We start from the raw sequence: 22886 nt of genomic DNA, 5'->3' as shown, positions 1-22886 counted from the left end.
CGATCATCTCGCTGGAGTCGTTGAGGAGGAGACCAAACGGATGAACATTGCTTTTTTCTTAACACCGAAACATGAGGTTGTCAGTCTAACACTGAACACAACATTGAGACAAACACTAGAACGTATGGAATTTCATCGGTATACGGCCGTTCCCATTTTGAACGATGATGGGGAATATGTCGGGACGGTTACTGAAGGGGATTTATTGTGGCACATGAAAAACTCAAATGGCGCAATTACGTTTGAGAACGCTTCAAAATTCATGCTGAAAGATGTATCGCTGAATATGCACAATAAATCTGTTCGGATTGACTCCAACATGGGGGACTTAATCAACTTAGCCAAAGTCCAAAACTTTGTCCCCGTAGTGGACGACATGAACCGCTTCATTGGCATTGTAAGGCGGAGTCAAATTATAGAATATTGCGAGCAGTTCGCCACCAAAGCTATGGACGTGCGGTAAATATGGTATAATGGAAAATGACGCCCTTTCCATAATTATGGAAGATAAAGGGGTATACCCGTACGGTAAGCGGGCTCTGAATAACATTCAGGGGAAAAAGATTGAATGCGCAAGAGGTGAACGAATTGAAAAACCGCTGGTCATCGTCGTTATTATGGGCGATTGTAGCGCTCGTATTGTTATTATCCATATTGCAGCCGATACAGGTGTTGACGATGAGTTTTATGGCGGTTCCATTTGTGATGCTGTACGCAACACAGTCTAGGCAGGGGTTCGCACTCATCACAGCTGCCGTACTTGCCATTGTATATGTATTGATGGGCAAAGCGGGCATTTATGTAGCTGTTTCCGCCTTGTATTTTATTATTCCGGGCATTGTCATTGGACAAATGTTTAAAGGCAGGAAACCAGCACTTTCTGTATTTGTTGCAGGTACCGTGACATTTCTTATCGAGTCCCTTGTCCTCTTTGTCGTTGCGAAGTGGGTTCTGGACTTCAATGTGTATGAATTCGTAATTGAAATGCTGAACTATGGGATGGTGGGTGTAGAACAGTCCGCGTTATTCCCGACACAAGTGACGGCGGAAATGAAGCAGCAATTTGCGCTTCTCATGAGTAAGATGGTTCCATTCATGATGATTGTGAGCGCGCTGTATATGGGAACAATTACGTATGCCATCAGCCGCAGATTGCTAACTGCGCAAGGGCATGATGTTCAAAAAATGAAGCCAGTGCACCAATGGATGCTTCCCAAGTCCCTAGTAGTATACTATTTCATCGTTGTGATTCTCGACTTTGTTGGCCCGAAATCAACGGACAGCTTTCTAACGATGATTTTATTGAATTTGGCACCACTTTTGCAGTTGGCATTCGTGGTGCAGGGAATTGCTTTCCTTTTCTTCTTTGCACATATGAGGAAATGGGGCAAGGTGCTGCCGATTGTCATTACAATAGCTGCATTGTTCATTCCGCTGCTCTATTCACTACTTCGAATCGTAGGATTGGTGGATCTCGTACTTCCTCTGCGGAAGTTCATGTCCAAACCAAAAGTATAGGGTGAGAAGGCATGCCTAAACTATTGTTTCAACGTTGGTATACGAAACATACAAGCTGGACATTCGTTGTACTGATCGCCATGAGCCTGGTGCTCACCTGGTTCAATTGGGGAGTAGGCGTATTGGCATGGCTCTGTATTGCAGCGCTCGCAGTTGCATCGTTCACGGCAGAGCGCAAATTCCGGGAAGAGACGGAGTCGTATTTATCGACGCTTGGATTGCGGGTAAAACGGGCTGGGGAAGAGGCAATCGTTGATCTGCCGTATGGTATCCTCCTATATCGTGAAGATCGTGTCATTGAGTGGCATAACCCTTATGTCTCTCAATTAACCGGTCAGGATGGGCTAGTCGGCGAGGAATTGACAGACATCTTTCCGCAGCTTCATATGGGAAAAGAGAAGGATCGTTCCGCAGAGTTGTTCATCGGCGGGCGAATCGTACATGCAGATATTGTTCCAGAGGAGCGGGTTGTTTACTTCACGGACATTACTGACTTGTGGAGCCTGCGCAAGCGTTATGACGAGGAGCGTATTGCGGTCGGCGTTGTCGTAATGGATAACTTGGAGGAGTCCACACAAGGACTGGACGATCAGCAGCGAGCGGCTCTGCTCGCCCGAGTGAACGGTCAAATTACGTCATGGGCAGGTGAGCATGGCGTGCTGATGAAGCGTCTATCCTCTGATCGCCATTTTATGATCATGGATGTGCAGACGCTCAAGGCGCTGGAGCAGACGAGATTTGTCATACTTGATGAGGTTCGGGAAACGACGCTGGACAACAAGCTCCCAGTGACGCTGAGTATGGGAATTGCAGCAGGTGCTGACAGCATTCCGGAGCTTGGGCAGCTTTCCCAATCTAGCTTGGATATCGCATTGGGCCGTGGAGGAGATCAGGTGGCGGTTCGTATGGGCCAGCGTCTATCGTTCTACGGTGGTAAGTCGAATGCGGTGGAAAAGCGGACACGCGTCCGTGCCCGTGTTATTGCTCATGCACTTCGGGACTTCATTAAGCAGAGCGATGCTGTTTTCATTATGGGACACAAAAATCCAGATACGGATTCGATTGGATCATCGATTGGAGTGCTGAACGCATGTCGCATGCTTGGGGTTGAAGCCTATATTGTGCTGGAAGAGAGCAATCCGTCGATTGATCGTCTAGTTGATTATTTGAAGAAGGACGAAATTCTATGGTCGAGGTTTATTTCTCGAGCGGAAGCTATAGAAATGATTACGGAAGCTAGTCTTTTGGTTGTATGTGACACGCACAAAGCTTCTATGGTGGAAGAGCCGCGCTTGCTTCAATCGGATCGGATTGTCATCATTGATCATCATCGCCGAGGTGAAGAGTTTATAAATGACGCGGTTCTTGTTTATTTGGAGCCGTACGCGTCATCTACGGCAGAGCTTGTTACTGAGCTGCTGCAATATATCCATAATCGAATTAATCTGAGCATGCTGGAGGCAACGGCGTTGTTGGCGGGGATCACTGTGGATACAAAATATTTCACGCTGCGAACAGGCTCGCGCACATTCGATGCGGCAAGCTTCCTGCGCAGACAGGGCGCGGATCCACTGCTCATCCAGCGAATTTTGAAGGAAGATCTGGATGAGTATATTCAGAAGGCGGAAGTTATCCGCCATGCACAGATGCTTTATGGGCATATTGCGGTTGCGGTTACAGAACCGGGACGAAAATTTTCTCAGTTGCTCATTGCACAGGTAGCTGATACGCTATTAAATATGACCGATGTTCTCGCTTCGTTCGTAATCAGCGAGCGACATGACGGACTCATCGGGATTAGCGCGCGCTCGTTGGGCCAGATGAATGTGCAGGTTGTTATGGAACAGCTGGGCGGCGGTGGTCATTTAACTAATGCCGCGGCACAATTGCAAGGTACGCTGGTTGAGGCAGAAGCGAAGCTAAAGCGCGTGCTGGAAGAAATCGACGCAGAAGAGGGGTTGTTCGAATGAAAGTCATCTTGTTGCAGGATGTAAAAGGACAAGGCAAGAAAGGACAAGTCAAAGAGGTTTCCGAAGGGTACGCTCAAAATTTCCTTATCAAGCAGGGACTGGCTCGTCCGGCGACGGACGGCAATCTGAAGACCCTGGATCAACAGAAGAAGTCTGAAGAGAAGCGTAAGGAACAAGAAAAGATCGATGCGGAAGTGCTTGCAGAGAAGCTGGGTGAAACAACGGTTGAACTAAAGGCAAAGGCTGGTGAGGGCGGTCGTCTGTTCGGCGCAATCACATCAAAGCAAATTGCCGAAGCTCTTGCAGGCATGAAGATCAAAATAGATAAGCGTAAAATCGAACTGCATGACCCGATTCGTACGCTTGGATTTACGAATGTAGCCGTGAAGCTCCATCCTGAAGTCAAGGCGACGATGAAGGTGCACGTAACGGAGGAATAGAATGAATGAGATGTATGTCGATCGTGTTCCGCCGCAGAACCTAGAGGCTGAGCAAGCCGTTCTCGGTGCGATATTGCTGCAGTCCGAAGCGTTGATTACATCGATGGAACGGATTCAGTCCGAGGACTTCTATAATCCGGCCCATCAGATGATCTATGAGGCCATGATCGAGCTGGGGGAAGACAACCAGCCGATTGACCTCGTGACGCTTACGGCAAAGCTGAAGGATAAGCAGCAGTTGGAAGACGTCGGCAGCGTGTCCTATTTGACGAAGCTGGCCAATGCGGTGCCGACCGCAGCCAACGTTGATTATTACGCGCAAATTATTGAAGAAAAATCAATGATGCGACGTCTCATCCGAACCGCCACTCAAATCGCTAGTGAAGGATATACAGGCGGTGAGGATGTCTCTGGACTGCTTAGCGATGCGGAACGACGTATCTTGGAAATTTCGAACCGCCGCTCTTCGAGCGGCTTTATCGCGATTAAAGATGTGTTGATGGAAGTCTATGATAAAGTAGAAACGCTAAGCCAGCAAAAAGGCGGCGGAACGACAGGAATCCCGTCAGGCTTCCCAGATTTGGATAAGATGACGTCAGGCTTCCAGCGCAGTGACCTTGTCATTGTGGCGGCCCGCCCTTCTGTCGGCAAGACAGCCTTCGCTTTGAATGTTGCCCAGAATGTTGGGGTTCGCGCGAAGGAGACGGTAGCCATTTTCAGTCTCGAAATGTCTGCGGCACAGCTTGTACAGCGTATGGTCTGTGCCGAGTCGAATGTTGATGCAGGGCGGCTTCGTACAGGGGCGTTAGAGGATGACGATTGGGAGAAGCTGACGATGTCCATCGCAGCCTTGTCCGAGGCAGAGGTCTACATTGATGATACGCCGGGAATTACGGTAGCGGATATTCGTGCTAAGTGCAGACGCCTTAAGAAAGAACGCGGTCTCGGCATGATTCTTATCGATTACTTGCAGCTGATTCAAGGACGCGGTAAGCCTGGCGAGAACCGCCAGCAGGAAGTCTCGGAGATTTCCCGTACCTTGAAGCAGATTGCGCGTGAGCTAGAAGTTCCCGTTATTGCCTTGTCCCAGCTTAGCCGGGGCGTAGAGCAGCGGCAGGATAAGCGTCCGATGATGTCCGACCTTCGGGAATCGGGTTCCATCGAGCAGGATGCCGATATCGTAGCCTTCCTTTACCGTGATGATTACTACAATCAGGATACGGAGAAAAAAAATATTATCGAAATTATTATTGCCAAGCAGCGGAATGGCCCAGTAGGGACGGTGGAGTTGGTGTTTTTGAAGAACTTCAACAAATTCGTCAGCTACGAAAGGAATCATCAGGACGCTCCTGCGGGATAATAAGCGTAAAAGAAAGCGAACGTTGTTTTCCGAACATTTGGTTAAGGTCGGATATCAACGTTCGCTTTTCGTTGACTTTGCACTATTTGACTGATAAACTAGGTATGCTGCTTGGAGCGAACGCTTGAAAGAGCAGTGAATAACGGTGTGTAAACACCCGACGGGGGTATGAAAATGTCTACAGTAGTCGTCGTAGGAACCCAATGGGGAGACGAGGGAAAAGGGAAAATCACTGATTTCCTCGCCGAAAGCGCCGACGTGGTTGCGCGTTATCAAGGTGGTAACAATGCGGGACACACGATTTTGATTGATAACAAGAAATATAAGCTGAGCCTGATTCCATCCGGCATATTCTACACAGACAAAATTTGTGTAATCGGTAATGGTATGGTCATCAATCCAAAGGCACTAATCCAAGAAATTGAATATATTCACGAAAATGGCTTCTCTACCGATAATCTTCGCATCAGTGATCGTGCGCATGTCATCATGCCGTATCATATGGTGCTGGACGGCTTGGAAGAAGAGCGAAAAGGCCCGAACAAGATCGGGACGACCCGCAAAGGGATCGGCCCTTGTTATATGGATAAAGCAGCTCGGAACGGTATTCGTATTGTCGACTTGCTCGACAAGGATGTATTTGAGAAGAAATTCCGCCACTTGGCAAATGAGAAGAACGAGTTAATCAGAATGTACGGCGGCGAAGAGCTGGATATCGAAGCTACGCTGCAGGAATACTACGAATACGCAGAGTTCATTCGCAAGTATGTGGTTGATACTTCGGTTGTGCTTAATGATGCAATCGATGGCGGCAAGAAGGTATTGTTCGAAGGTGCGCAGGGCGTTATGCTCGATATCGACCAAGGTACTTATCCGTTCGTTACTTCTTCGAACCCAACAGCTGGCGGTGTCTGCATCGGTTCCGGTGTCGGCCCGTCCAAAATTGAAGAGGTTATCGGTGTAGCGAAGGCTTATACAACTCGTGTAGGCGACGGCCCATTCCCTACAGAGCTGAACAATGAAACAGGCGACTTCATCCGTGAAGCAGGCCATGAGTACGGTACAGTTACGGGCCGTGCGCGTCGCGTTGGTTGGTTTGACAGTGTTGTCGTACGTCATGCTCGCCGCGTAAGTGGGATTACAGGCTTGTCCCTGAACTCGCTAGACGTCTTGACCGGATTGGAAACTGTAAAGATCTGTACCGCTTATAAATGTGGAGATGAAATTATCGAACACTACCCAGCAAGCCTTGATATGCTTGCGAAGTGTGAGGCGATTTATGAAGAAATGCCAGGCTGGTCGGAAGATATCACAGGTTGCAAAACGCTTGATGAACTGCCTGAATCAACTCGCAACTATGTGAAGCGCGTATCGGAGCTCACAGGCATTCCGATCTCGATTTTCTCCGTTGGCCGCAACCGCGAGCAAACGAATCAAGTGCGTCCTATCTACCGTTAATTGCAAGCATGATATTGAAACGGAAACAAACGGCTTTTCCTTTGGGAGTAGCCGTTTTTTTTGTGCATATTTGGGCATACTAAGCAGTAAATGACTGTGAGCCGGTAAAGAGACCAAATGCGAGATAGGGGAAAAAGAGTCGGGTTAGTGCTTCTATTTCTCTTAATACGCGTCTAGGAACGATGGAGGCATAGCGCCTGCCGCGTGGGACTAGGGCTGGCTAGGAGGTAGTATAGATGCGCTTAGTATGGCGTGTAATGCGAGTGGCAATGACAATATTAGTAGTTGGCATATTATCTAGCTTATTAACGATAGGGACAACAGCGATCGTAGTGGATCGATATATTCAAACTGCTCTGGATAAATTCCAGATTCCAGTAGAGCGGAAGCCTTTAACGTTAACCTCTATGTGGGGCGTGCTACTCGGTTCTGATACCCAAACAGCTAGTATTCAGAATAATACTCCGATAGGGAAGAGTCAGGGAGGCACGCTCAACAATAGTAGCGGTATGAACGAGCGTACGGACAATAACGGGCAGCAAGCGACCCAAAAAGGGCAGGGATCGAAGGAGGAGGATCACGGAACGTCCATTCCTTCGACTGATAAAACGAATGAAGGCGAGAGCGGCTCACATATGGCGCCTGATGGTTCTTTGCCGGTAATGGGAGGTATATCATCCGGTCAGGAATCAAAGGGACGAGAAGCGATTATAGTTCCGCCTGAATCGATATCGAAGAGCAAGGAAGAGTTGTCGAAGGAGAAGAAGGAGCAAATTTTTGCGACCTTAATGAAGAAACTGCCTCAGGAGGATTGGCAGCGCATCTCCACATTGATGGAAGGCGGACTGACGTCCAGTGAGGTTATCGAGGTGGAGCAGATTCTGGCGAAGCATCTGAATGATGAGGAATATAAAGAGATGCGGGAATGGATGGTTGGAGAATCGAAGACAACGGATACAGCAAATACAGCAAATACGAAAGAGAGCAAAAACGAGGGAACAGGAACTCCGTAATCTTTATACGATGGAAAAAACCATGTAGGACAGCTATTGGTACGTTTTGAATAAACAGGGCAAATAGAGAAAATAATAAGCGCGGAATTGGCCATCTTTTCTTCGATGAGCACAATTCCGCGTTTTTGTGTGCAAAAGTAAGGGGTATCGAGGTGAGGAACGTCTATAAAGCGACGAATTCGGTCAAGTTGCAATGTACTTTCGACCTATGGTACATTAAAAAATGATGACAAAACATTAATTTTTTGTAACTTTTCAACTTTTCATAGAAAAAATCAAACTACGTATGAGAATATAGGCACTGTATTCGTAAAGGAGACCATCATGGAACGTTTCAACGGAAATCGTCGGGATGAGGATGAACAAATGGATAGCCGCAACCGATGGCAACAATGGACGGCTGCATGGCGGGAACGGTTAGCGATGAATCCTGCAACCCGATGGATGACAAAGGGAAAAAGAACAATTATTTTTGCAACTAGCGGCATGGCATTGGTCGCATCTGCGATATGGGGCGGCATTACATATGTAAAGGCTAATACGATAACTTTTTATCATGTATATCATCAGGATGAGCTATTGGGCACTGTGTCCAATCTTGGTGAAATAGAGCGCTTCTATACTGAGCGTTTGCAAAAAGAGCAGGCTAAATATCCGAATGCTCACATGAAGTTGAATCGGGAAGGGATCCGAACGATTGAGGATTCCGGCTTCAAGGCAGAGCCAACGACGTCAGCAACGCTCGACAAGCTCGATCAATTGACTACTGCTTATGCAGAAGGTGTGGAACTGAATATCAATGGTAAGGCGATCGGCTATGTCAATGATGAGGCAACGGCTGATAAAGTATTGAAGCAAGTAAAGGCGAAGTATACGCCTTCGGCATCTAAAAAGGGCAATGCGAAGGAAGTTCGTGTACTGGCTGCGCCTATGCGCTCAGAAAAGGCAACGAAGGCGGTATCACGCCTTGAATCCGTCAGCTTCCGCGAGCGAGTCAGCACGGAAAATGCCAATATTAGCCCTAAGCAACTGTTAACACCAGAAGAGGCAATTAGCAAGCTGACGACAGGTCTTACGAATAAGCTCCAATATATTGTAAGGGATGGAGATACCGTCTCTTCAATTGCAAACAAGATGAATGTGTCGATGGAGGCAATTTATCGCAATAATCCAGAAATCGGTGAAGAACGATTGAAGGAGGGGCAAGTACTTAACTTAACAGATTCGAAGCCGCTTATTACCGTGAAGACGGTTGAGGCGTATAGCGAATATTTAGTTACTGAGCCACAAAAAGTGATCAAGGAAGACCCAAATATGCGTTCTGGCGAGTCGAAGGTTGTCCGTAAGGGCAAGCAGGGACTCAAGCGCATGTCTTATCGTCTGGTGAAAGACAACGGCAAGCTGTCCCACGAGGAGTGGCTTGAGCAAGAGGTTGTTGAGCCAGCCATTCCGGAAATTGTCGTTCGCGGCACGAAAATCGTGCGCGGTGAAGGGACAGGCTCCTTTGACTGGCCAGTGAACAGTGCAACCTTGACGAGCGGATTCGGCAAGCGCTGGGGGCGTATGCACAAGGGCATCGACATGGTATCCTCTGATCGTTCTATTATGGCCGCCGATGAAGGCGTTGTGCTGTTCGCGGGCGTGAAGAACGGATATGGCAACTGCATTATTGTCAATCATCGCAATGGCTACAAAACGTTGTACGGCCATCTTAGCAAGATTAACATCAACGTAGGCGATATTGTTGAGAAGGGCCAGGATATCGGTGTCATGGGAAATACGGGAGACTCAACCGGTACGCATCTGCATTTTGAGATTATCAAAAATGACGAGGTTCAAAACCCTCTAAAATATTTATAAACACAAGCTAGACGGGACGAATCGGATGTCCCGTCTTTTTTGTAGCTTAACTGCCGTGTTATGCCGTCCCCTCCAACGTTTGGGTTCGGGATGTAGAGACAATTATGGTAAAATAGAGTGACATATGGACTAGCTGCATACAGATCGGAATATTGTGAATTCATAGTATGTAATTGGAAATGTGAAGGCAGAGGGAGAGGTGTGGATTCGTGTACGGCAAAATACTCGTTGTAGATGATGAACAACCGATTGCAGATATTTTAAAATTTAATTTGGAAAAGGAAGGCTATGAGGTAATTTGCGCCTTTGACGGGGGAGCTGCTGTTGAATTGGCCTTATCGGAGAAGCCGGATCTGATGCTTCTTGATTTGATGCTGCCCGTGAAGGACGGAATGGACGTGTGCCGCGAGGTGCGTCAACATTTGCATATGCCTATCATTATGCTGACAGCAAAGGACACGGAGCTGGATAAGGTGCTCGGTCTTGAAATGGGTGCGGATGACTATGTAACGAAGCCCTTCAGTACGAGAGAGCTGCTGGCTCGGGTAAAGGCGCATTTGCGGCGTCAAAACAAGGTTTCGACTCCGACCCAAGAAGAGGACGCCGAGGCGCTATTGGCTGAAAAGCAGGGTATCAAGCTTCACGAGCTGCTTATTGATACGGATATGTATGTGGTATATAAGAACGGCGCAATGCTTGATTTAACTCATCGGGAGTATGAACTGCTGTTCTATTTAGTGCGCAACGCAGGCAAGGTCATGACACGCGAGCATTTGCTGCAGGCCGTATGGGGCTATGAGTATTTCGGAGATGTGCGTACAGTGGATGTGACGATAAGGCGATTGCGCGAAAAGATTGAGGACGATCCAAGTAAGCCGGAATATATCATCACTCGGCGTGGATTGGGCTATATGATGCGCAATCCGCGGAGCGGAGGCTTCTAGTGAAGCGGGGAATAGGCCGGTTTTTTCGTACGATCCAAGCAAAGCTGATTATTATCTATGTATTGCTCATCTTGATTGCAATGCAACTCATAGGCGTCTATTTCGTCAGTTCCATGAAGCATACGCAGACGACCAACTTTACGAAGGAGCTGCAGAACACTGCAGAGCTTATGTCTATTTATGCCGGTCAGACGCTGAAAGGCGATGAAACACTGGATGATGAGCAGACATTGGAGGCGCTGAATAAGTTCGTGCGTAGCTTCATCAATATGAACGGCGTGGAGATTCAGGTACTAGACGTAACCGGAAAGGTACTGACGACATCTGTGCCAACCCATATGGAATATGTGGGGCGTAAAAATACAGAAACGGTAGTAAATCGAGCGCTACAGGGAATGCGGGATAACCAAGAGGTCATTATTGATGAGGATAACGTGCGCAAGCAGGTGTTGGCAAAGCCCGTTTACTCCAGTGGGAAGCTTGTTGGCGCCCTGTATATTGTCGCTTCGATGAAAGAACTGTATGCGACGATTGAGGGAATCAATCGGATCTTCCTCTCCGGGATGGCAATTGCGCTTGGATTGACGGCTGTTCTCGGGGTCATTCTAGCCCATACAATAACACAGCCGATCAAGGAAATTACGAAGCAGGCGACAAAGGTGGCGGAAGGGAACTTTGCAGGTCAGGTTCCTGTAATGGGCACTGATGAAATTGGTCAGTTGAGTGAAGCCTTCAATTACATGACCCGGCGCTTGCAGGAGGCGTTGAACGCCAATGAGGAAGAGAGGGAGAAGCTTACTTCCATCCTGACGAATATGAGTGACGGTGTAGTGGCGACGGACGAGCAGGGACAGGTTATCCTCGTCAACAGACGTGCATGCAAGCTGCTTAATGTAAAGCAAGGCGAAGTCGAGAGCAGCCATATTGCCGAGGTGCTTCGCGTGCCACAGGAGCAGATTAATGAGATGGTGAATGGCAAGCTTAATTGGATGCTGCTACCTCGGACAGAAGCGCATGAGGAGGATGGGGACAGTGAGACAATCTTGCGCATCTCCTTTACGCCAGTTCATCGCCGTGGAGAAGGAATGACGGGCTCGATTGTTGTCCTGCAGGATGTGACAGAGCAAGAGAAGCTAGAGCAGTCACGTCGTGAGTTCGTTGCGAATGTGTCACATGAGCTTCGAACGCCGCTAACGACGATTAAAAGCTATGTCGAGGCGTTGGGTGACGGTGCGCTGGAGGAGCCGAAGCTTGCAGGTCGCTTCGTCGGTGTCATTCAGAATGAGACGGAGCGTATGATCCGTCTTGTGACCGACTTGCTGCACTTGTCGCGTCTTGATTCGAAGCAGGCAAAGCTGCGCAAGCAGGTGACAGATATGACGGAGATGCTGGAGGACGTTATTGATCGATTCTCCTTCCAGTTCCGCAAAAAGGGAATCACTGCAGCAGTGGAAATCGCCCCAGACATCGGGAAGGACGGATCAGTGATGATTGATCGGGATCAGATTGATCAATTGCTGGACAATCTCGTGTCCAATGCAGTGAAGTATACGCCAGACGGTGGCGAGGTGAAGCTGGTTGCTGGGTTGGATGATTCTCGCAGTATGCTGCATGTATCGGTACAGGATAATGGTCTAGGTATTCCACAGAAGGATTTGGAACGAATATTCGAACGATTCTATCGAGTAGATAAGGCACGCTCACGAAATATGGGCGGTACGGGACTTGGCTTGTCCATTGCCCGGGAAATTGTGCGAACGCATGGCGGGGATATATGGATTGAGTCGGAATGGGGCTCAGGTACTGAAATTACCTTCTCACTTCCGTTGACCTTGATGAATGCGGAAGGGAGTGAGGCAGGCGAATGATTGAGCGCATTAAGACGCTGTTGCTGACATTTCTAGTGCTGTTAAGCTTGCTGCAAAGCTTCTTTCTCGCATACAGCATGCCGAACTTCGACGTACGCAAAAAGTCCACTAGCGACTATATTATGACGGATCCGCTTGGTCCAGAGGAGAAGGTTGAGAATCTGGTGTTCCCGGAGCAGCTCGTGCTTCACCTAGGAGGGAACAAGCATACGGTTCTATATCCAGGCATGACCTTCTATAACATTATCGTCAAACGGCTGCAAGGACGTTCGTACGATGGATTCCAGTATCGTTCAGTCTCTGCGGTAGATTGGGCTCGCATTCGTGAGGAGAACGAAGGGGTAGAGCTGCTGTTCCACGCGCCTATTCCGGTAAAGCTGCTGCAGAGGGTGTTCCCGATCGGCGATGATAGTGTACTTATGAATGAAAGCATCCGTCGAATCTGGTTGTATACCACGAAGGATACGAAGGAAGTCCGCGTCTTCTTCTTCAATGCGGAGGGGGACGCTGTCTATGAGTCGACCAGTGCGAACTTGACGGAGCAGGATGTGAAGCAGCAAGTCGAATTCGGACGGGCCTGGACGCCTTATAAGCTTGTCGATGGAGCGTATTATGTTCCTGAGCAGCCTATTGAGATGCAGGAGGTTACACTGCCGTTTGACCGAATTACGGCGGAGCAGATGCAGCGCAGTTTGTTCAATGACCCAACCGTAACGAAAAATATTGAGACTGGAAATTCTGAGATTTATACCGATGTTAAACGGGGGCTTGAAGTAAACCGTGGATTACAGTGGCTCATTTATTCCGATCCAGTTGTACAGACAGAAGGACAACAGGATATCACATCAGATGTAACCGCAGCAGTTCGGTTCATTAACCAGCATGGCGGCTGGAATGGCAGATATCGTGTTACGATGCCTGACAATATGAAGCGGGATTCGTTAAATGGAGCAGCCAGTGAATTAGGAACAGCAATCCGGTTCCAGCAGTATTGGGGCTCTTACCCGATTGTAAATACAAGCCGATTCCGGTTTGGCTATATGCAGGTCACGATGCAGGAAGGCACGGTTACGAGCTATGAACGATCTCTTGTGCAGCTTCATCAGCGTGCAGCGAAAAAAGAGATGCGCAAGTTGGCGATCGGCGATGCATTAATCAAAAAGTTGAAAGAGCTTAGCAAGGAGAAGCCGATATCAGCCATTGATCCCGTATATGTTCCGATATTAGGGAAAGACACGGTTCGACTGCTGCCTGCATGGCAGGTGAAGTACAAGGATGGAACGACTGCATTGCTCGATGAGGCTGCAGGAAAGTAAAGGGGATATTGCTCATCAGAAGGGAGGAGTCACATGGATTGGAGTCGGGCGAAGAATATATTGATCTATGCTTTTCTGCTGCTCAATATTGTGCTGGGCTATCAGCTCTGGCAAGAAGTACGCGACCAAATGCATTCCGAGCTGGATTGGACCTCCCTGTCTGACGCGGCAAAGAAGATGATGGAAGTGAAGAAGATACAAGTGACGGCTAAGATTCCTTCGGAAACTCCGGCCTTACGTGAAATTACGTATCGATTCCTGAAGCGCGGAGAGCAGATTGAGCCGCTTAAACAACCGCAGGATACGAAGATTGTATTCGCAGAGAACGATTTGATCAAGTCGCTTCAAGGGGACATTCCTCATATCGAAATGTACCGATATGACCCGTTGACCGGTCGGAATGGCACCTTCGTCTTACATCAGCGGCTGCCGAACGGGCTGCCCATATTCGAGGTGACACTGGATCTCGTGCATAGTCAGCAGAAGATCCAAGGCTTCCGGCAGCAATATGTGGAGCTGATTGAGGCGAAGGAAAGCAAGGAGCAAAAAATATTGCCGGCTTCTCAAGCTTTGGAGCATGTCATTTTGAGTGCTTTAATGTCTGGAGCTGTCGTTAAGGATGTACAGCTTGGCTATCACGGTCAAATATTCGATGCGGCCAATACGCAGGTGGCGGCGCCATCATGGCGCATCCTGTTGGAAAATGATGAAGTCTATTATGTGAATGCGATAAGTGGGGCGATTGATACGCCGCAAGAAGGAAAGAAGGAGAACGATAGATGAGTTTGCGATTTTCGGTATTGTCGAGTGGATCAACAGGCAATGCAACGGTCATTCAGAACGAGGATGCAACGGTGATGATCGATGTGGGCCTGAGCTGTAAACGGACAGAGCAGCTCCTGAAGGAGCAAGGACTTTCCGGCAAGCAGATTAACGCCATATTCGTTACGCATGAGCATTCTGATCATATTAAAGGTCTAGGTGCATTCTCTCGCAAGCATAATGTGCCGATCTATGCCAACGAAAATACTTGGGAAGCACTTGAGAAGCATGTGGGTGAAATCGCAGAGGAAAATCGGATTGTTATGCAAACCGGCGAGGCGCGCGACTTTGGGGATTTGCGTGTAGAATCGTACGGTATCTCCCATGATGCTGCCGAGCCGGTCGGCTATAAGTTCTATGAAGGCGAAACGAAGCTGAGTGTTACGACGGATCTTGGCTATATGAGCGATAAGGTTCGCGATGAGATTATCGATTCCGATGTACTTGTGCTGGAATCGAACCACGATACGGAAATGCTTCGTATGGGCCGATATCCATGGAACATTAAGCGGCGGATACTCGGGGATATGGGCCATTTGTCCAATGATGCGGCAGGCGAGGCGCTGTGCGAGATTGCGACAGGCAATACTCGCCGTGTGTATTTGGCGCACTTGAGCTTGGATCACAATATGATGGATCTCGCCCGCTTGACGGTGAAGGGAGTCATGGAGGACAACGGCCATTTTTTCAAAGAGAGCGAATTGCAAATAAAAGACACGTATTATAACAAGCCTACGGAATGGGATACGGTTCACGCGAAGTCTGTGGTGCGTCTGTAAGCCATCTATCAAGGTCATTGGCCTTTTGGGAGATATCCTCTTGTGTAATCAGACCCTTCTCCACGAGCAGCTCCATAAGGGTAGATAGTGCCAAGGTGAGACGGTATTGGTCTTCCTTCATATCAGCGAGTTGACCGACGAGGTCGATGTCTGACCAAATTGGGTTAGTTGTCGTCATAAATCGATAGCTCCTTTCGATTAGGGAAGGGATATTGTTCTCTCAACTTCCTGTTTGTATGATAGAATATGTACAAGCTTGCAAATCTAGTACATTTCTTTTTACATGACAAGCTCATAGTATGCATTAATATATAGTGTTGACGATTTTCAGCCATATCATTCCATGGTGATGATGCTGCTTAGGCATCGATTCAACGCGTGGATCGATCCCGGTTGGAGGGTTGAGGGGAGTTGTTCGGATGAGCTTGTTTGATGATGATTTTTTCTCGACAAAGGTGTCTGGCAGGGTAAAGCGAAGATGGCAGGAACGTGAAGCAAGAACGGGATGGATTCTGGGCAGATCCCATTGGTCTGGCCGCAAATGGTCTACCGTGCAAGTAGCTATCGTAAGCTCGGTAGTCAGTGCCTTGTCAGCGGTTATTGTATATAGCTGGATCGTAGGGAGCGGCACGTCCCCACAGCCTGTAGCAGTCAATACTGCGGGAACAGTTGATCCCTATGATCGGATTGTATCTGTAGCGGATAAGGTTGGCCCCGCAGTCGTCAGCATTGTCAATGAGCAGAAGCGATTAGCGGCACCTGAGACCGAGGATGAGAAGGATACGAATCTGGGATCGGGTGTAATTATCAAGCGCGATGATGGCAAAGCGTTCATCCTGACAAATGAGCATGTTGTGCAGGGAGCAGACAAGCTGGAGGTCGTGCTTTCGAACGGACAGCGCAAAAATGCAGAGCTCGTAGGCAAGGATCGCGTGATGGACGTTGCGGTTCTTCGCATTGATGATGCAGGTGTAACAACGGTTGCGGAGATTGGGGATTCACGGCAGCTGCGCCTTGGGGAAACCGTGGTGGCAATCGGCAACCCGCTCGGTCTCGGCGGATCTCTGACTGCTGGTATCGTTAGTTATACGAAACGGCTTATCCCGGTCTCCCTAAACCAGGATGGCGTATATGACTGGGAGCAGATGGTCATCCAGACGGATGCAGCCATTAATGAAGGCAATAGCGGCGGTGCGCTCGTAAACTTGCAGGGACAGGTCATCGGCATCAATACAATGAAGATTGCTACGACCGGCGTTGAGGGTCTTGGATTCGCGATCCCGACGAATGAAGTGATGTCGATTGTGAATGAGATTATGAAGAATGGCAAGGTGGTTCGGCCTTACTTGGGCGTCTATACGATCGATCTGACGAATCCTTATGCCCCAATTACAGAGGAGCAGCGCAATGATCTGAAGCTGCCACATGAAGTGAAGAACGGGGTCATTGTACTGGAAGCCACAGGGCCAGCGAAGAAGGCGGGATTGAAGCTGAATGACGTGATTATCCGCTTCGATAATGAGGCCATTGGTCAAACCCGCGACCTGCGCAAATACCTATATGAGAAGAAGAAGATCGGGGAAACGATGGAGGTTCACTTCTATCGTGAAGGCAAGCTGATGATGACGACTGTACAGCTTGAGGATAAGCCGCAGCAGGGCGGATAAACTAATCAATGTCCATTGATGGGGAAAACAAAGGTCTTTTCCCCGTACTTGTCCTATTTATGTTATGATGGACGTAATAATACAGCAAGATTAGCGAGAAAGAGGGAACGACATGTACGTAGTCTGTAAAGAGCATGTAGAATTGGCAATTGACAATTTTGTAGATGAGTTCGAAGATGCGCCTGATGTAGTCGATTTGGATGGCGTAGAATTCAGTGATTGGGAACGGCCAATCAAGTGCTGTATGGATTGCGAGCAAGAAGCAAAGTTTCTGGTCGTGTAGTCTTGTCGTTGGGCGTATTGGTCTGTGCAGCAAGACATGGGCTAATTCGTTCATACGGTTCAATAGAGTGTACACAACAAGGGCGCTGCCCCCGAGGTGGGGATACGCCCTTGTTTTTTTGCGTTAGTTGATTAGGAGTGAATGGCAGTAAGTTATTTTACATTCAGCTTGTCCTTAACCTTATCCGGCAACTCATCCTTGCTTATCTCTTCGTAGGCAGTTACTCGTTCCTCATCTTTGACATAGACACGTAAAAAGGCATGTTCTTTAAACTTGCGATTTTCCCCTGTTTTCATAAAAGTAAGCTTTTTCTCATTGCCGTTTTCATCAAATGCAGGGAGTGTATACTCACCTTGCTCATTTGGATCGCCAACAGTTTGGACATAATATTGCTGCTTGCCGTCTCGATTATAGTCACAGCCGACAAGAATACTTGCAAATAAGGTGATGACTGCGAATAAAGTGATTATTCTCTTCATATGTGGTTACCTCCGGGTTATCCATATTCCTGAGTCTTATCATAACAAGTACAAGAGGAAGGACAAATCGATTTACCCAACAGCATCCTTACAGTTATGTCATGTGTCTCGGAGAATATAGAGGAGTGAAAAGAGGGATGACAGCCATCTGTAGAAATAGTCAGCGGCTGGTGATAACGTGGATGAATATGTGGATAAGAAATAGTGGGACTATGGAGAATAGTTATCCACATGTGGATAGCCAAAAACAAAGAGCTATGGGGCATTGAACGCTTTATCTGGCCGAAAATGTACAACGATTTCGTTTAGTAAGCCTATTTAGAGAGAGGACATGCTATGCAAAGCAATAGGGAAATTTCTTCTTGCAAAAACTAATGACATTAGTTAATATATAATTACAATTAGTTAGAAGGGAATGGTCATTCATGCGTATGCGTAAGCAAGGTCACATCTTTCAACTGTCTTTCCTTCCACGTTTGTTTCCGGTGAATTGTTATTTGGTTGAAGAGGAGCACGGACTGACATTGGTGGATGCTGCTCTTCCTTATAGTGCAGTTAGTATATTGAAGGCAGCTAAGCAAATTGGAAAGCCGATTACACGTATCTTGCTTACTCATGCACATGATGATCACATTGGTGCTCTGGATGCCTTGAAGCAAGAGCTTCCTGATGCTCAGGTATTGATCTCTGCTCGTGATGCCAAACTGTTGGCAGGGAATCGAACATTAGAGGCTGGTGAGCCTGTAACACCAATTCGCGGTGGTGTACCGAAAGAAGGGGCGATTCGGACGAAGCCGGATGTTTTCTTGCAAGATGGACAAAGGATAGGATCTTTACGCGCTGTGCTTGCACCAGGCCACACACCAGGTATGATGGCTTTCTATGATACAAGGGATGGAGCTCTGCTTGCGGGCGATGCTTTTCAGATTCGGGGAGGGGTTGCAGTGTCGGGGATGTTCAAGCCACTATTCCCATTCCCTGCAATGGCGACTTGGAATAAGGAAGCCGCATTGGCGAGTGCATGCAAGCTAATAGCATTGCAGCCTACCCTGCTTGCTGTTGGTCATGGGGGAATGATTGTGAACCCAGTTTCTGTCATGGATCAAGCGATTCAGGATGCAGAGCGGAAGTGGGGAGTTGTACCCATGAGCAGCAAAATCTTGGAATAGGAAAACGGTTACAAGCGTTCTGTCAATGAGATAGGGCGCTTTTTTGTGTCTAAAATGTGTTGTTTCTTGCAAATTCATTTTACTGGAAGTATAATAGCAAGAATGAATGACCAAAATTCACGATCAGTTCTGTAGTTCTGAAGCCTGTTCAAAATCGCCTCTTTGCGGAAAGGAGGAATTATGATGATTGTTGATCGAAGAACGAGAATAATAGAGGCAGCAACACAGTCATTTTCACTTTATGGTTATAAAGGCAGCACCATGGATCAGATTGCGAGACTTGCACATGTCGGAAAAGGTACGATTTATCGCTTTTTTCCGAATAAGGAAGAGCTGTTAGAAGCGATTATGAAAGGGTTCATTCAAGACATTTTGGAAATTGCAAAGTCGTCTATCCAGCAAGGTGCAACCTTCTTAGAGAATCTGCACCGTACGCTTCACAACGTATTGGAGTTTCGATCCAAGCATGATTTGATGGTCGTTCTCTCACACGAGATGAGGGAAATGGGTACCGAGATTGTAATGTCGAAAATAGGCAAGGTTGAAGATGCGCTCCAGCACTTTGTGAAGGAGCAAGTGGAGCTAGCTATTCATTCTGGAGAGTTAAAAAGCTGCGATGCTGAACTAACGGCTTTCCTATTTATAAGAACCTATGTGGCTTTAGCGGTAGATTGGCCGAAGCGGGCTCAGGCTTTTCATCAAGGCCAGATACCACAGTTGCTGGAATTTTATTTAATGAATGGGGCAGCACAAACAGAATTGCGAGAATCGGATAACGCAATACATATTATTTAGAAGAATGGTGGTGGCAGTGGGATGAAGAACATCTTACGCATTTATAAAACGGATCTTCGCAACATTATAACCAATCCTGCTGCAATTATTGTCATTTTAGCAGTAGTGATTCTGCCCTCCCTGTATGCATGGTTCAATATTCTCCCATCTTGGGATCCGTATGCCAATACGAAGGACGTAGCGGTTGCGGTTGCGAACTTGGATAAAGGTGCTAAGGTGGAAGGCAAGGATCTTGATGTCGGGAAAAAGGTCATGGATCAGTTAAAGGAAAATAACAAGTTAGGGTGGAAATTTGTCACGAAGGAAGAAGCTGTCAAAGGGGTCAACCATGGCGACTACTACGCGGCCATTGTTATTCCTGAGGATTTCTCAGAGAAGATTTCTTCCGTTATTTCGGATCACCCAGAAAAGGCGCAGCTCGATTACTACATTAATGAAAAGATTAACGCGATATCGCCAAAGGTTGCGGGTGCAGGAGCTTCAACGCTTGTATCGAATATCAGCAGCAACTTTGTCGAGACGGCAAATAAAGCAATCTTCGATATTTTCAATGATGTGGGCCTTAAGCTGGAGACGAATGAACCCGATATTAAGAAGCTGAGAGACAACATCTTCAAGCTGGAAGAGAAGCTTCCGGAAATCGAGAAGCTGATGAAGTCGGGCCAAGTGGATATTATAAAGGCAAAGGACTTTGTAAGTAAGGCAGAGTCCGCAATTCGTGTCATCAAACGCTTTGAAAATCGACCGGATTCGGTAATTGCAGATGCAGAGAATCTGATCGATGAGGGCAATGATACTTTCCATAAGGAAGTGCCGGTTGTCAAAGATAATTTGCGCAAGCTGCAGGGTGTCGTCAATGATACATCGAAGGTTGCAGAAAATATTATGAACTCGGACTTCGACCTTGGCAAAGTGGAAACAGAGCTGGCCAAGAAGAGTGCTGAAGTGGAGTCCGGGATGAATTCCTTGCAGCGTGTAATCACGACTGTGGAAGATATAGACCGCAATTTAAGAAATAACGGAATGTTCGATAATGTGCTAACCTCCCTGACTGATGCGAAGCGGGGCGCAGAGGATTTGAAGAATCGTCTGGATGAAGCACAAAGAACAGTTGAGTCTGTAAAATCGATTGCCGACGATAAGCTGAAGGATATTCGAAATAAGGCTATTGATGTAAATAACATTTTGGATAAGGCAAGAGCGAGCCTGAACTCGCAGGTTGCTCCAACCGTAACTAAAGCCTTTGATGAGGCAGAGCGGCTGGGCAAAATGTATCGAGAGCATCTTGGCCAGCTGCAAGAGAAGATTGATCGGGTCAATAAGCTTATTCAAGGCAGTGCAACAGATGCTTCATTATCCGATAAGCTGAATACAGCTATAGGGGATCTGACTAATCAGCTGAAGCTTACGCTAAGCTCCTTGGAGAAGTATAAGAATCAACTGGATAAGCTTGCCCAAGTGACTGGCGTAGACACTGGCCTGCTGATTGCCCAATTGAAGGGTATGGAGACGAAGCTGACTCTGCTGCAGGATCGACTAGGCAATGGCAAGCAGATTGGCGCTGAAGCTATAGCAAGAGCAAGTGAGGTCGTCGGTCAGCTCATTAATGATTACGATAACAGCATTAAACCACGATTCCATACGATTCGCGGAGACATGCAGGCATTGAATCGTGATGTTCTGAACATGATTGATAAAATGCAGGTCAGCACGCGCAATGTCATTAATTTGGCCGATAAAGTTATGAACCGCAATACAGCGGACAAAGTAATTGATCAAATCAATAACGCGAAGAAGCATATTGATAGCGGACAAAAAGTGGCGGATCAGCTCATTTCTGCTACCGAGAAAATGAAGCAGACGGTAGACGACGGTGCAATTACAGATATCGTCGATAACATGTATAAGCTGAAAGGGAAAATCGCAGACTTGTCGGATATGCTGATGCGTGCAAGTGAAGCAGCAGGCAAGGCGAATCAGCCGACGAAGGATGCGCTGCAAAAAATTTATGATTCTACGAAGGACACAAGCGCATCTATTGATAAAATCGTGAAGAAGATCGATTCGGATGTTGTCCCTGCCTTCGATAAAGGCGTCAAGGATTCCCGCAAAGGTCTGGATTTCATCAAGAACGTGAAAAAAGAAGTATATTCGATGATTCCAGAAATCGAAGCCCAATTAGCCGATGTGAAGGGCAAAATTAATACTGGGGAAGATGGCCTGAATGAATTCAGTGACAAATACCCGGAACTCAAAAAGAAAGTAAAGGATATCGCTGCTAAAATCCGTGAATTCGAAGCAAAAGGCGACCTGGATCAAATCATTGATTTGCTTCGCAAAGATGCTGCAAAGGAAAGCCAGTTCTTTGCAGAGCCGGTACTGCTCAATCAACATGAATTGTTCCCAGTTCCGAACTATGGATCAGCGATGTCACCGTTCTTTACGACATTGGCATTATGGGTTGGCGGCTTGCTGCTTATCTCCATGCTGATTGTGGATATCGAGAACAAGCAAGATTATAAGAGCTACCAAGTGTACTTCGGACGTTGGATGACCTTTGTAACGATCGGGATATGTCAGAGCATGATCGTGACATTGGGCGACATGTTCCTGCTCAAAACGTATGTCGTGCATAAGTTCTGGTTCTTTGCATTCGGGATTTTCATCAGTATCATATTCGTCAGCATCGTCTATACGTTGGTATCGGTATTCGGAAATGTAGGGAAGGCGCTATCCATTGTATTGCTCGTGTTCCAATTGGCAGCCTCGGGCGGTACATTCCCGATTCAAATGACGCCGAAGTTCTTCCAGAAGCTGAATCCGTTCCTGCCATTCACACATGCAATCGGCATTATGCGAGAAGCCGTGGGGGGAATTCTGTGGGATGTCGTAACGAAGCATGTACTCATCCTGTTGATTTATATCGGAATTGCCTTTGTACTTGGTGTAGGCTTGAAGAAGACGATTAATAAGTCTAGTGATAAGTTCTTGAAGAAGGCGAAGCAAAGTAAGCTTCTGTAAGCAGTTAGGCTGAGATTGTGTAAGATAGGGTAACAGAGTCATGCAATTATATATAGCCATATAAGCAAAAAAGCTGCCTGAGCAATCAGGCAGTTTTTTTGGATTTCGTATGGTTCTTGAGTTT

At 47.3% G+C, this 22886-nt stretch carries 20 protein-coding genes; 18 read left to right on the top strand and 2 right to left on the bottom strand.

Features of this window, described 5'->3' with window-relative positions; translation table 11 throughout:
* Positions 1–40 precede the first annotated feature (40 nt).
* The 13 genes from ACQ5BJ_RS19075 (at position 41) to ACQ5BJ_RS19015 (ending at position 15348) form a co-directional block, all read left to right on the top strand.
* Positions 41–463 (top strand): CBS domain-containing protein, encoded by a 423-nt coding sequence (locus tag ACQ5BJ_RS19075; protein WP_005545418.1) that lies wholly within the window; start codon positions 41–43, stop codon positions 461–463.
* A 101-nt stretch (positions 464–564) separates the two neighbouring features.
* On the top strand, positions 565–1518 hold the full coding sequence (locus ACQ5BJ_RS19070) for a DUF2232 domain-containing protein (RefSeq protein WP_238555788.1): 954 nt from the start codon (positions 565–567) through the stop codon (positions 1516–1518).
* A gap of 11 nt (positions 1519–1529) precedes the next feature.
* Positions 1530–3488: a DHH family phosphoesterase gene (locus tag ACQ5BJ_RS19065; protein WP_268622911.1), complete on the top strand. Its 1959-nt coding sequence runs from the start codon at positions 1530–1532 to the stop codon at positions 3486–3488.
* Positions 3485–3928, top strand: coding sequence for a 50S ribosomal protein L9 (rplI, locus tag ACQ5BJ_RS19060; protein ID WP_005545414.1), 444 nt, complete (start codon positions 3485–3487; stop codon positions 3926–3928). The genes ACQ5BJ_RS19065 and rplI overlap by 4 nt, the downstream gene beginning before the upstream one ends.
* Position 3929: 1 nt before the next feature.
* A complete protein-coding gene (gene dnaB, locus ACQ5BJ_RS19055) occupies positions 3930–5288 on the top strand; it encodes a replicative DNA helicase (RefSeq protein WP_268622910.1) in 1359 nt (452 codons plus the stop codon).
* A gap of 174 nt (positions 5289–5462) precedes the next feature.
* The gene (locus ACQ5BJ_RS19050; protein ID WP_005545412.1) at positions 5463–6746 is read left to right on the top strand and encodes an adenylosuccinate synthase; all 1284 of its coding nucleotides are present in this window, start codon (positions 5463–5465) and stop codon (positions 6744–6746) included.
* A 236-nt stretch (positions 6747–6982) separates the two neighbouring features.
* A complete protein-coding gene (locus tag ACQ5BJ_RS19045; RefSeq protein ID WP_430111961.1) occupies positions 6983–7759 on the top strand; it encodes a spore coat protein in 777 nt (258 codons plus the stop codon).
* Between the two features lie 324 nt (positions 7760–8083).
* The gene (locus ACQ5BJ_RS19040; protein WP_289356756.1) at positions 8084–9619 is read left to right on the top strand and encodes a peptidoglycan DD-metalloendopeptidase family protein; all 1536 of its coding nucleotides are present in this window, start codon (positions 8084–8086) and stop codon (positions 9617–9619) included.
* A gap of 209 nt (positions 9620–9828) precedes the next feature.
* A complete protein-coding gene (yycF, locus tag ACQ5BJ_RS19035; RefSeq protein WP_268599174.1) occupies positions 9829–10563 on the top strand; it encodes a response regulator YycF in 735 nt (244 codons plus the stop codon).
* A gap of 80 nt (positions 10564–10643) precedes the next feature.
* Complete coding sequence (gene walK, locus ACQ5BJ_RS19030) at positions 10644–12431, top strand: cell wall metabolism sensor histidine kinase WalK (RefSeq protein WP_372515385.1); 1788 nt, start codon at positions 10644–10646, stop codon at positions 12429–12431.
* Entirely contained in the window at positions 12428–13747 is a 1320-nt protein-coding gene (yycH, locus tag ACQ5BJ_RS19025; RefSeq protein ID WP_430111958.1) for a two-component system activity regulator YycH, read from the top strand. Before walK ends, yycH begins: the two co-directional genes overlap by 4 nt.
* Positions 13748–13780: 33 nt before the next feature.
* Positions 13781–14530, top strand: a complete 750-nt coding sequence (gene yycI, locus ACQ5BJ_RS19020) for a two-component system regulatory protein YycI (RefSeq protein ID WP_005545404.1) — start codon at positions 13781–13783, stop codon at positions 14528–14530.
* Positions 14527–15348 (top strand): MBL fold metallo-hydrolase, encoded by an 822-nt coding sequence (locus ACQ5BJ_RS19015; RefSeq protein ID WP_430111956.1) that lies wholly within the window; start codon positions 14527–14529, stop codon positions 15346–15348. Before yycI ends, ACQ5BJ_RS19015 begins: the two co-directional genes overlap by 4 nt.
* On the opposite strand, the gene ACQ5BJ_RS19010 is transcribed toward ACQ5BJ_RS19015, so the two are convergent.
* Entirely contained in the window at positions 15302–15526 is a 225-nt protein-coding gene (locus tag ACQ5BJ_RS19010; RefSeq protein WP_005545400.1) for a hypothetical protein, read from the bottom strand. The genes ACQ5BJ_RS19015 and ACQ5BJ_RS19010 overlap by 47 nt on opposite strands.
* A gap of 241 nt (positions 15527–15767) precedes the next feature.
* On the opposite strand from ACQ5BJ_RS19010, the gene ACQ5BJ_RS19005 reads away from it, so the two are divergent.
* Together ACQ5BJ_RS19005 and ACQ5BJ_RS19000 are read left to right on the top strand one after the other, a co-directional pair.
* Positions 15768–17015 carry a S1C family serine protease gene (locus ACQ5BJ_RS19005; protein ID WP_171417399.1) on the top strand — a complete coding sequence of 416 codons (1248 nt, stop codon included), beginning with the start codon at positions 15768–15770 and terminating at the stop codon, positions 17013–17015.
* A 112-nt stretch (positions 17016–17127) separates the two neighbouring features.
* A complete protein-coding gene (locus ACQ5BJ_RS19000) occupies positions 17128–17298 on the top strand; it encodes a CxxH/CxxC protein (RefSeq protein ID WP_005545397.1) in 171 nt (56 codons plus the stop codon).
* Between the two features lie 152 nt (positions 17299–17450).
* Here the strand turns inward: ACQ5BJ_RS19000 and ACQ5BJ_RS18995 are convergent, their stop codons facing one another.
* Positions 17451–17777, bottom strand: a complete 327-nt coding sequence (locus ACQ5BJ_RS18995; protein ID WP_163979195.1) for a YxeA family protein — start codon at positions 17775–17777, stop codon at positions 17451–17453.
* Positions 17778–18202: 425 nt separating this feature from the next.
* Here ACQ5BJ_RS18995 and ACQ5BJ_RS18990 point away from each other — a divergent pair, with 425 nt between their 5' ends.
* The 3 genes from ACQ5BJ_RS18990 (at position 18203) to ACQ5BJ_RS18980 (ending at position 22762) form a co-directional block, all read left to right on the top strand.
* A complete protein-coding gene (locus tag ACQ5BJ_RS18990; RefSeq protein ID WP_268622905.1) occupies positions 18203–18946 on the top strand; it encodes an MBL fold metallo-hydrolase in 744 nt (247 codons plus the stop codon).
* A 180-nt stretch (positions 18947–19126) separates the two neighbouring features.
* The gene (locus tag ACQ5BJ_RS18985; protein WP_238555787.1) at positions 19127–19741 is read left to right on the top strand and encodes a TetR/AcrR family transcriptional regulator; all 615 of its coding nucleotides are present in this window, start codon (positions 19127–19129) and stop codon (positions 19739–19741) included.
* A 21-nt stretch (positions 19742–19762) separates the two neighbouring features.
* Positions 19763–22762 carry a YhgE/Pip domain-containing protein gene (locus ACQ5BJ_RS18980; RefSeq protein WP_005545389.1) on the top strand — a complete coding sequence of 1000 codons (3000 nt, stop codon included), beginning with the start codon at positions 19763–19765 and terminating at the stop codon, positions 22760–22762.
* The last annotated feature ends 124 nt before the right edge of the window (positions 22763–22886 follow it).

Source organism: Paenibacillus sp. B1-35 (assembly GCF_050474385.1).
GTDB classification, from domain to species: Bacteria; Bacillota; Bacilli; order Paenibacillales; family Paenibacillaceae; genus Paenibacillus_B; species Paenibacillus_B alvei.
Note: the sequence above shows the minus strand (reverse complement) of the source record. Positions and strands in the feature narration are given on the sequence as shown.

Excerpts from the sequence above, each read along its gene's own strand:
- yycH (WP_430111958.1), top strand. The coding sequence starts at position 12,428 with ATGATTGAGCGCATTAAGACGCTGTTGCTGACATTTCTAGTGCTGTTA.
- ACQ5BJ_RS19045 (WP_430111961.1), top strand. The coding sequence starts at position 6,983 with ATGCGCTTAGTATGGCGTGTAATGCGAGTGGCAATGACAATATTAGTA.
- rplI (WP_005545414.1), top strand. The coding sequence starts at position 3,485 with ATGAAAGTCATCTTGTTGCAGGATGTAAAAGGACAAGGCAAGAAAGGA.
- ACQ5BJ_RS19015 (WP_430111956.1), top strand. The coding sequence starts at position 14,527 with ATGAGTTTGCGATTTTCGGTATTGTCGAGTGGATCAACAGGCAATGCA.
- ACQ5BJ_RS19065 (WP_268622911.1), top strand. The coding sequence starts at position 1,530 with ATGCCTAAACTATTGTTTCAACGTTGGTATACGAAACATACAAGCTGG.
- yycI (WP_005545404.1), top strand. The coding sequence starts at position 13,781 with ATGGATTGGAGTCGGGCGAAGAATATATTGATCTATGCTTTTCTGCTG.
- ACQ5BJ_RS19050 (WP_005545412.1), top strand. The coding sequence starts at position 5,463 with ATGTCTACAGTAGTCGTCGTAGGAACCCAATGGGGAGACGAGGGAAAA.
- ACQ5BJ_RS18995 (WP_163979195.1), bottom strand. The coding sequence starts at position 17,777 with ATGAAGAGAATAATCACTTTATTCGCAGTCATCACCTTATTTGCAAGT.
- ACQ5BJ_RS19000 (WP_005545397.1), top strand. The coding sequence starts at position 17,128 with ATGTACGTAGTCTGTAAAGAGCATGTAGAATTGGCAATTGACAATTTT.
- dnaB (WP_268622910.1), top strand. The coding sequence starts at position 3,930 with ATGAATGAGATGTATGTCGATCGTGTTCCGCCGCAGAACCTAGAGGCT.
- ACQ5BJ_RS19075 (WP_005545418.1), top strand. The coding sequence starts at position 41 with ATGAACATTGCTTTTTTCTTAACACCGAAACATGAGGTTGTCAGTCTA.
- ACQ5BJ_RS18980 (WP_005545389.1), top strand. The coding sequence starts at position 19,763 with ATGAAGAACATCTTACGCATTTATAAAACGGATCTTCGCAACATTATA.
- ACQ5BJ_RS19040 (WP_289356756.1), top strand. The coding sequence starts at position 8,084 with ATGGAACGTTTCAACGGAAATCGTCGGGATGAGGATGAACAAATGGAT.
- ACQ5BJ_RS19010 (WP_005545400.1), bottom strand. The coding sequence starts at position 15,526 with ATGACGACAACTAACCCAATTTGGTCAGACATCGACCTCGTCGGTCAA.
- ACQ5BJ_RS19005 (WP_171417399.1), top strand. The coding sequence starts at position 15,768 with ATGAGCTTGTTTGATGATGATTTTTTCTCGACAAAGGTGTCTGGCAGG.
- ACQ5BJ_RS18990 (WP_268622905.1), top strand. The coding sequence starts at position 18,203 with ATGCGTATGCGTAAGCAAGGTCACATCTTTCAACTGTCTTTCCTTCCA.
- walK (WP_372515385.1), top strand. The coding sequence starts at position 10,644 with ATGCAACTCATAGGCGTCTATTTCGTCAGTTCCATGAAGCATACGCAG.
- ACQ5BJ_RS18985 (WP_238555787.1), top strand. The coding sequence starts at position 19,127 with ATGATGATTGTTGATCGAAGAACGAGAATAATAGAGGCAGCAACACAG.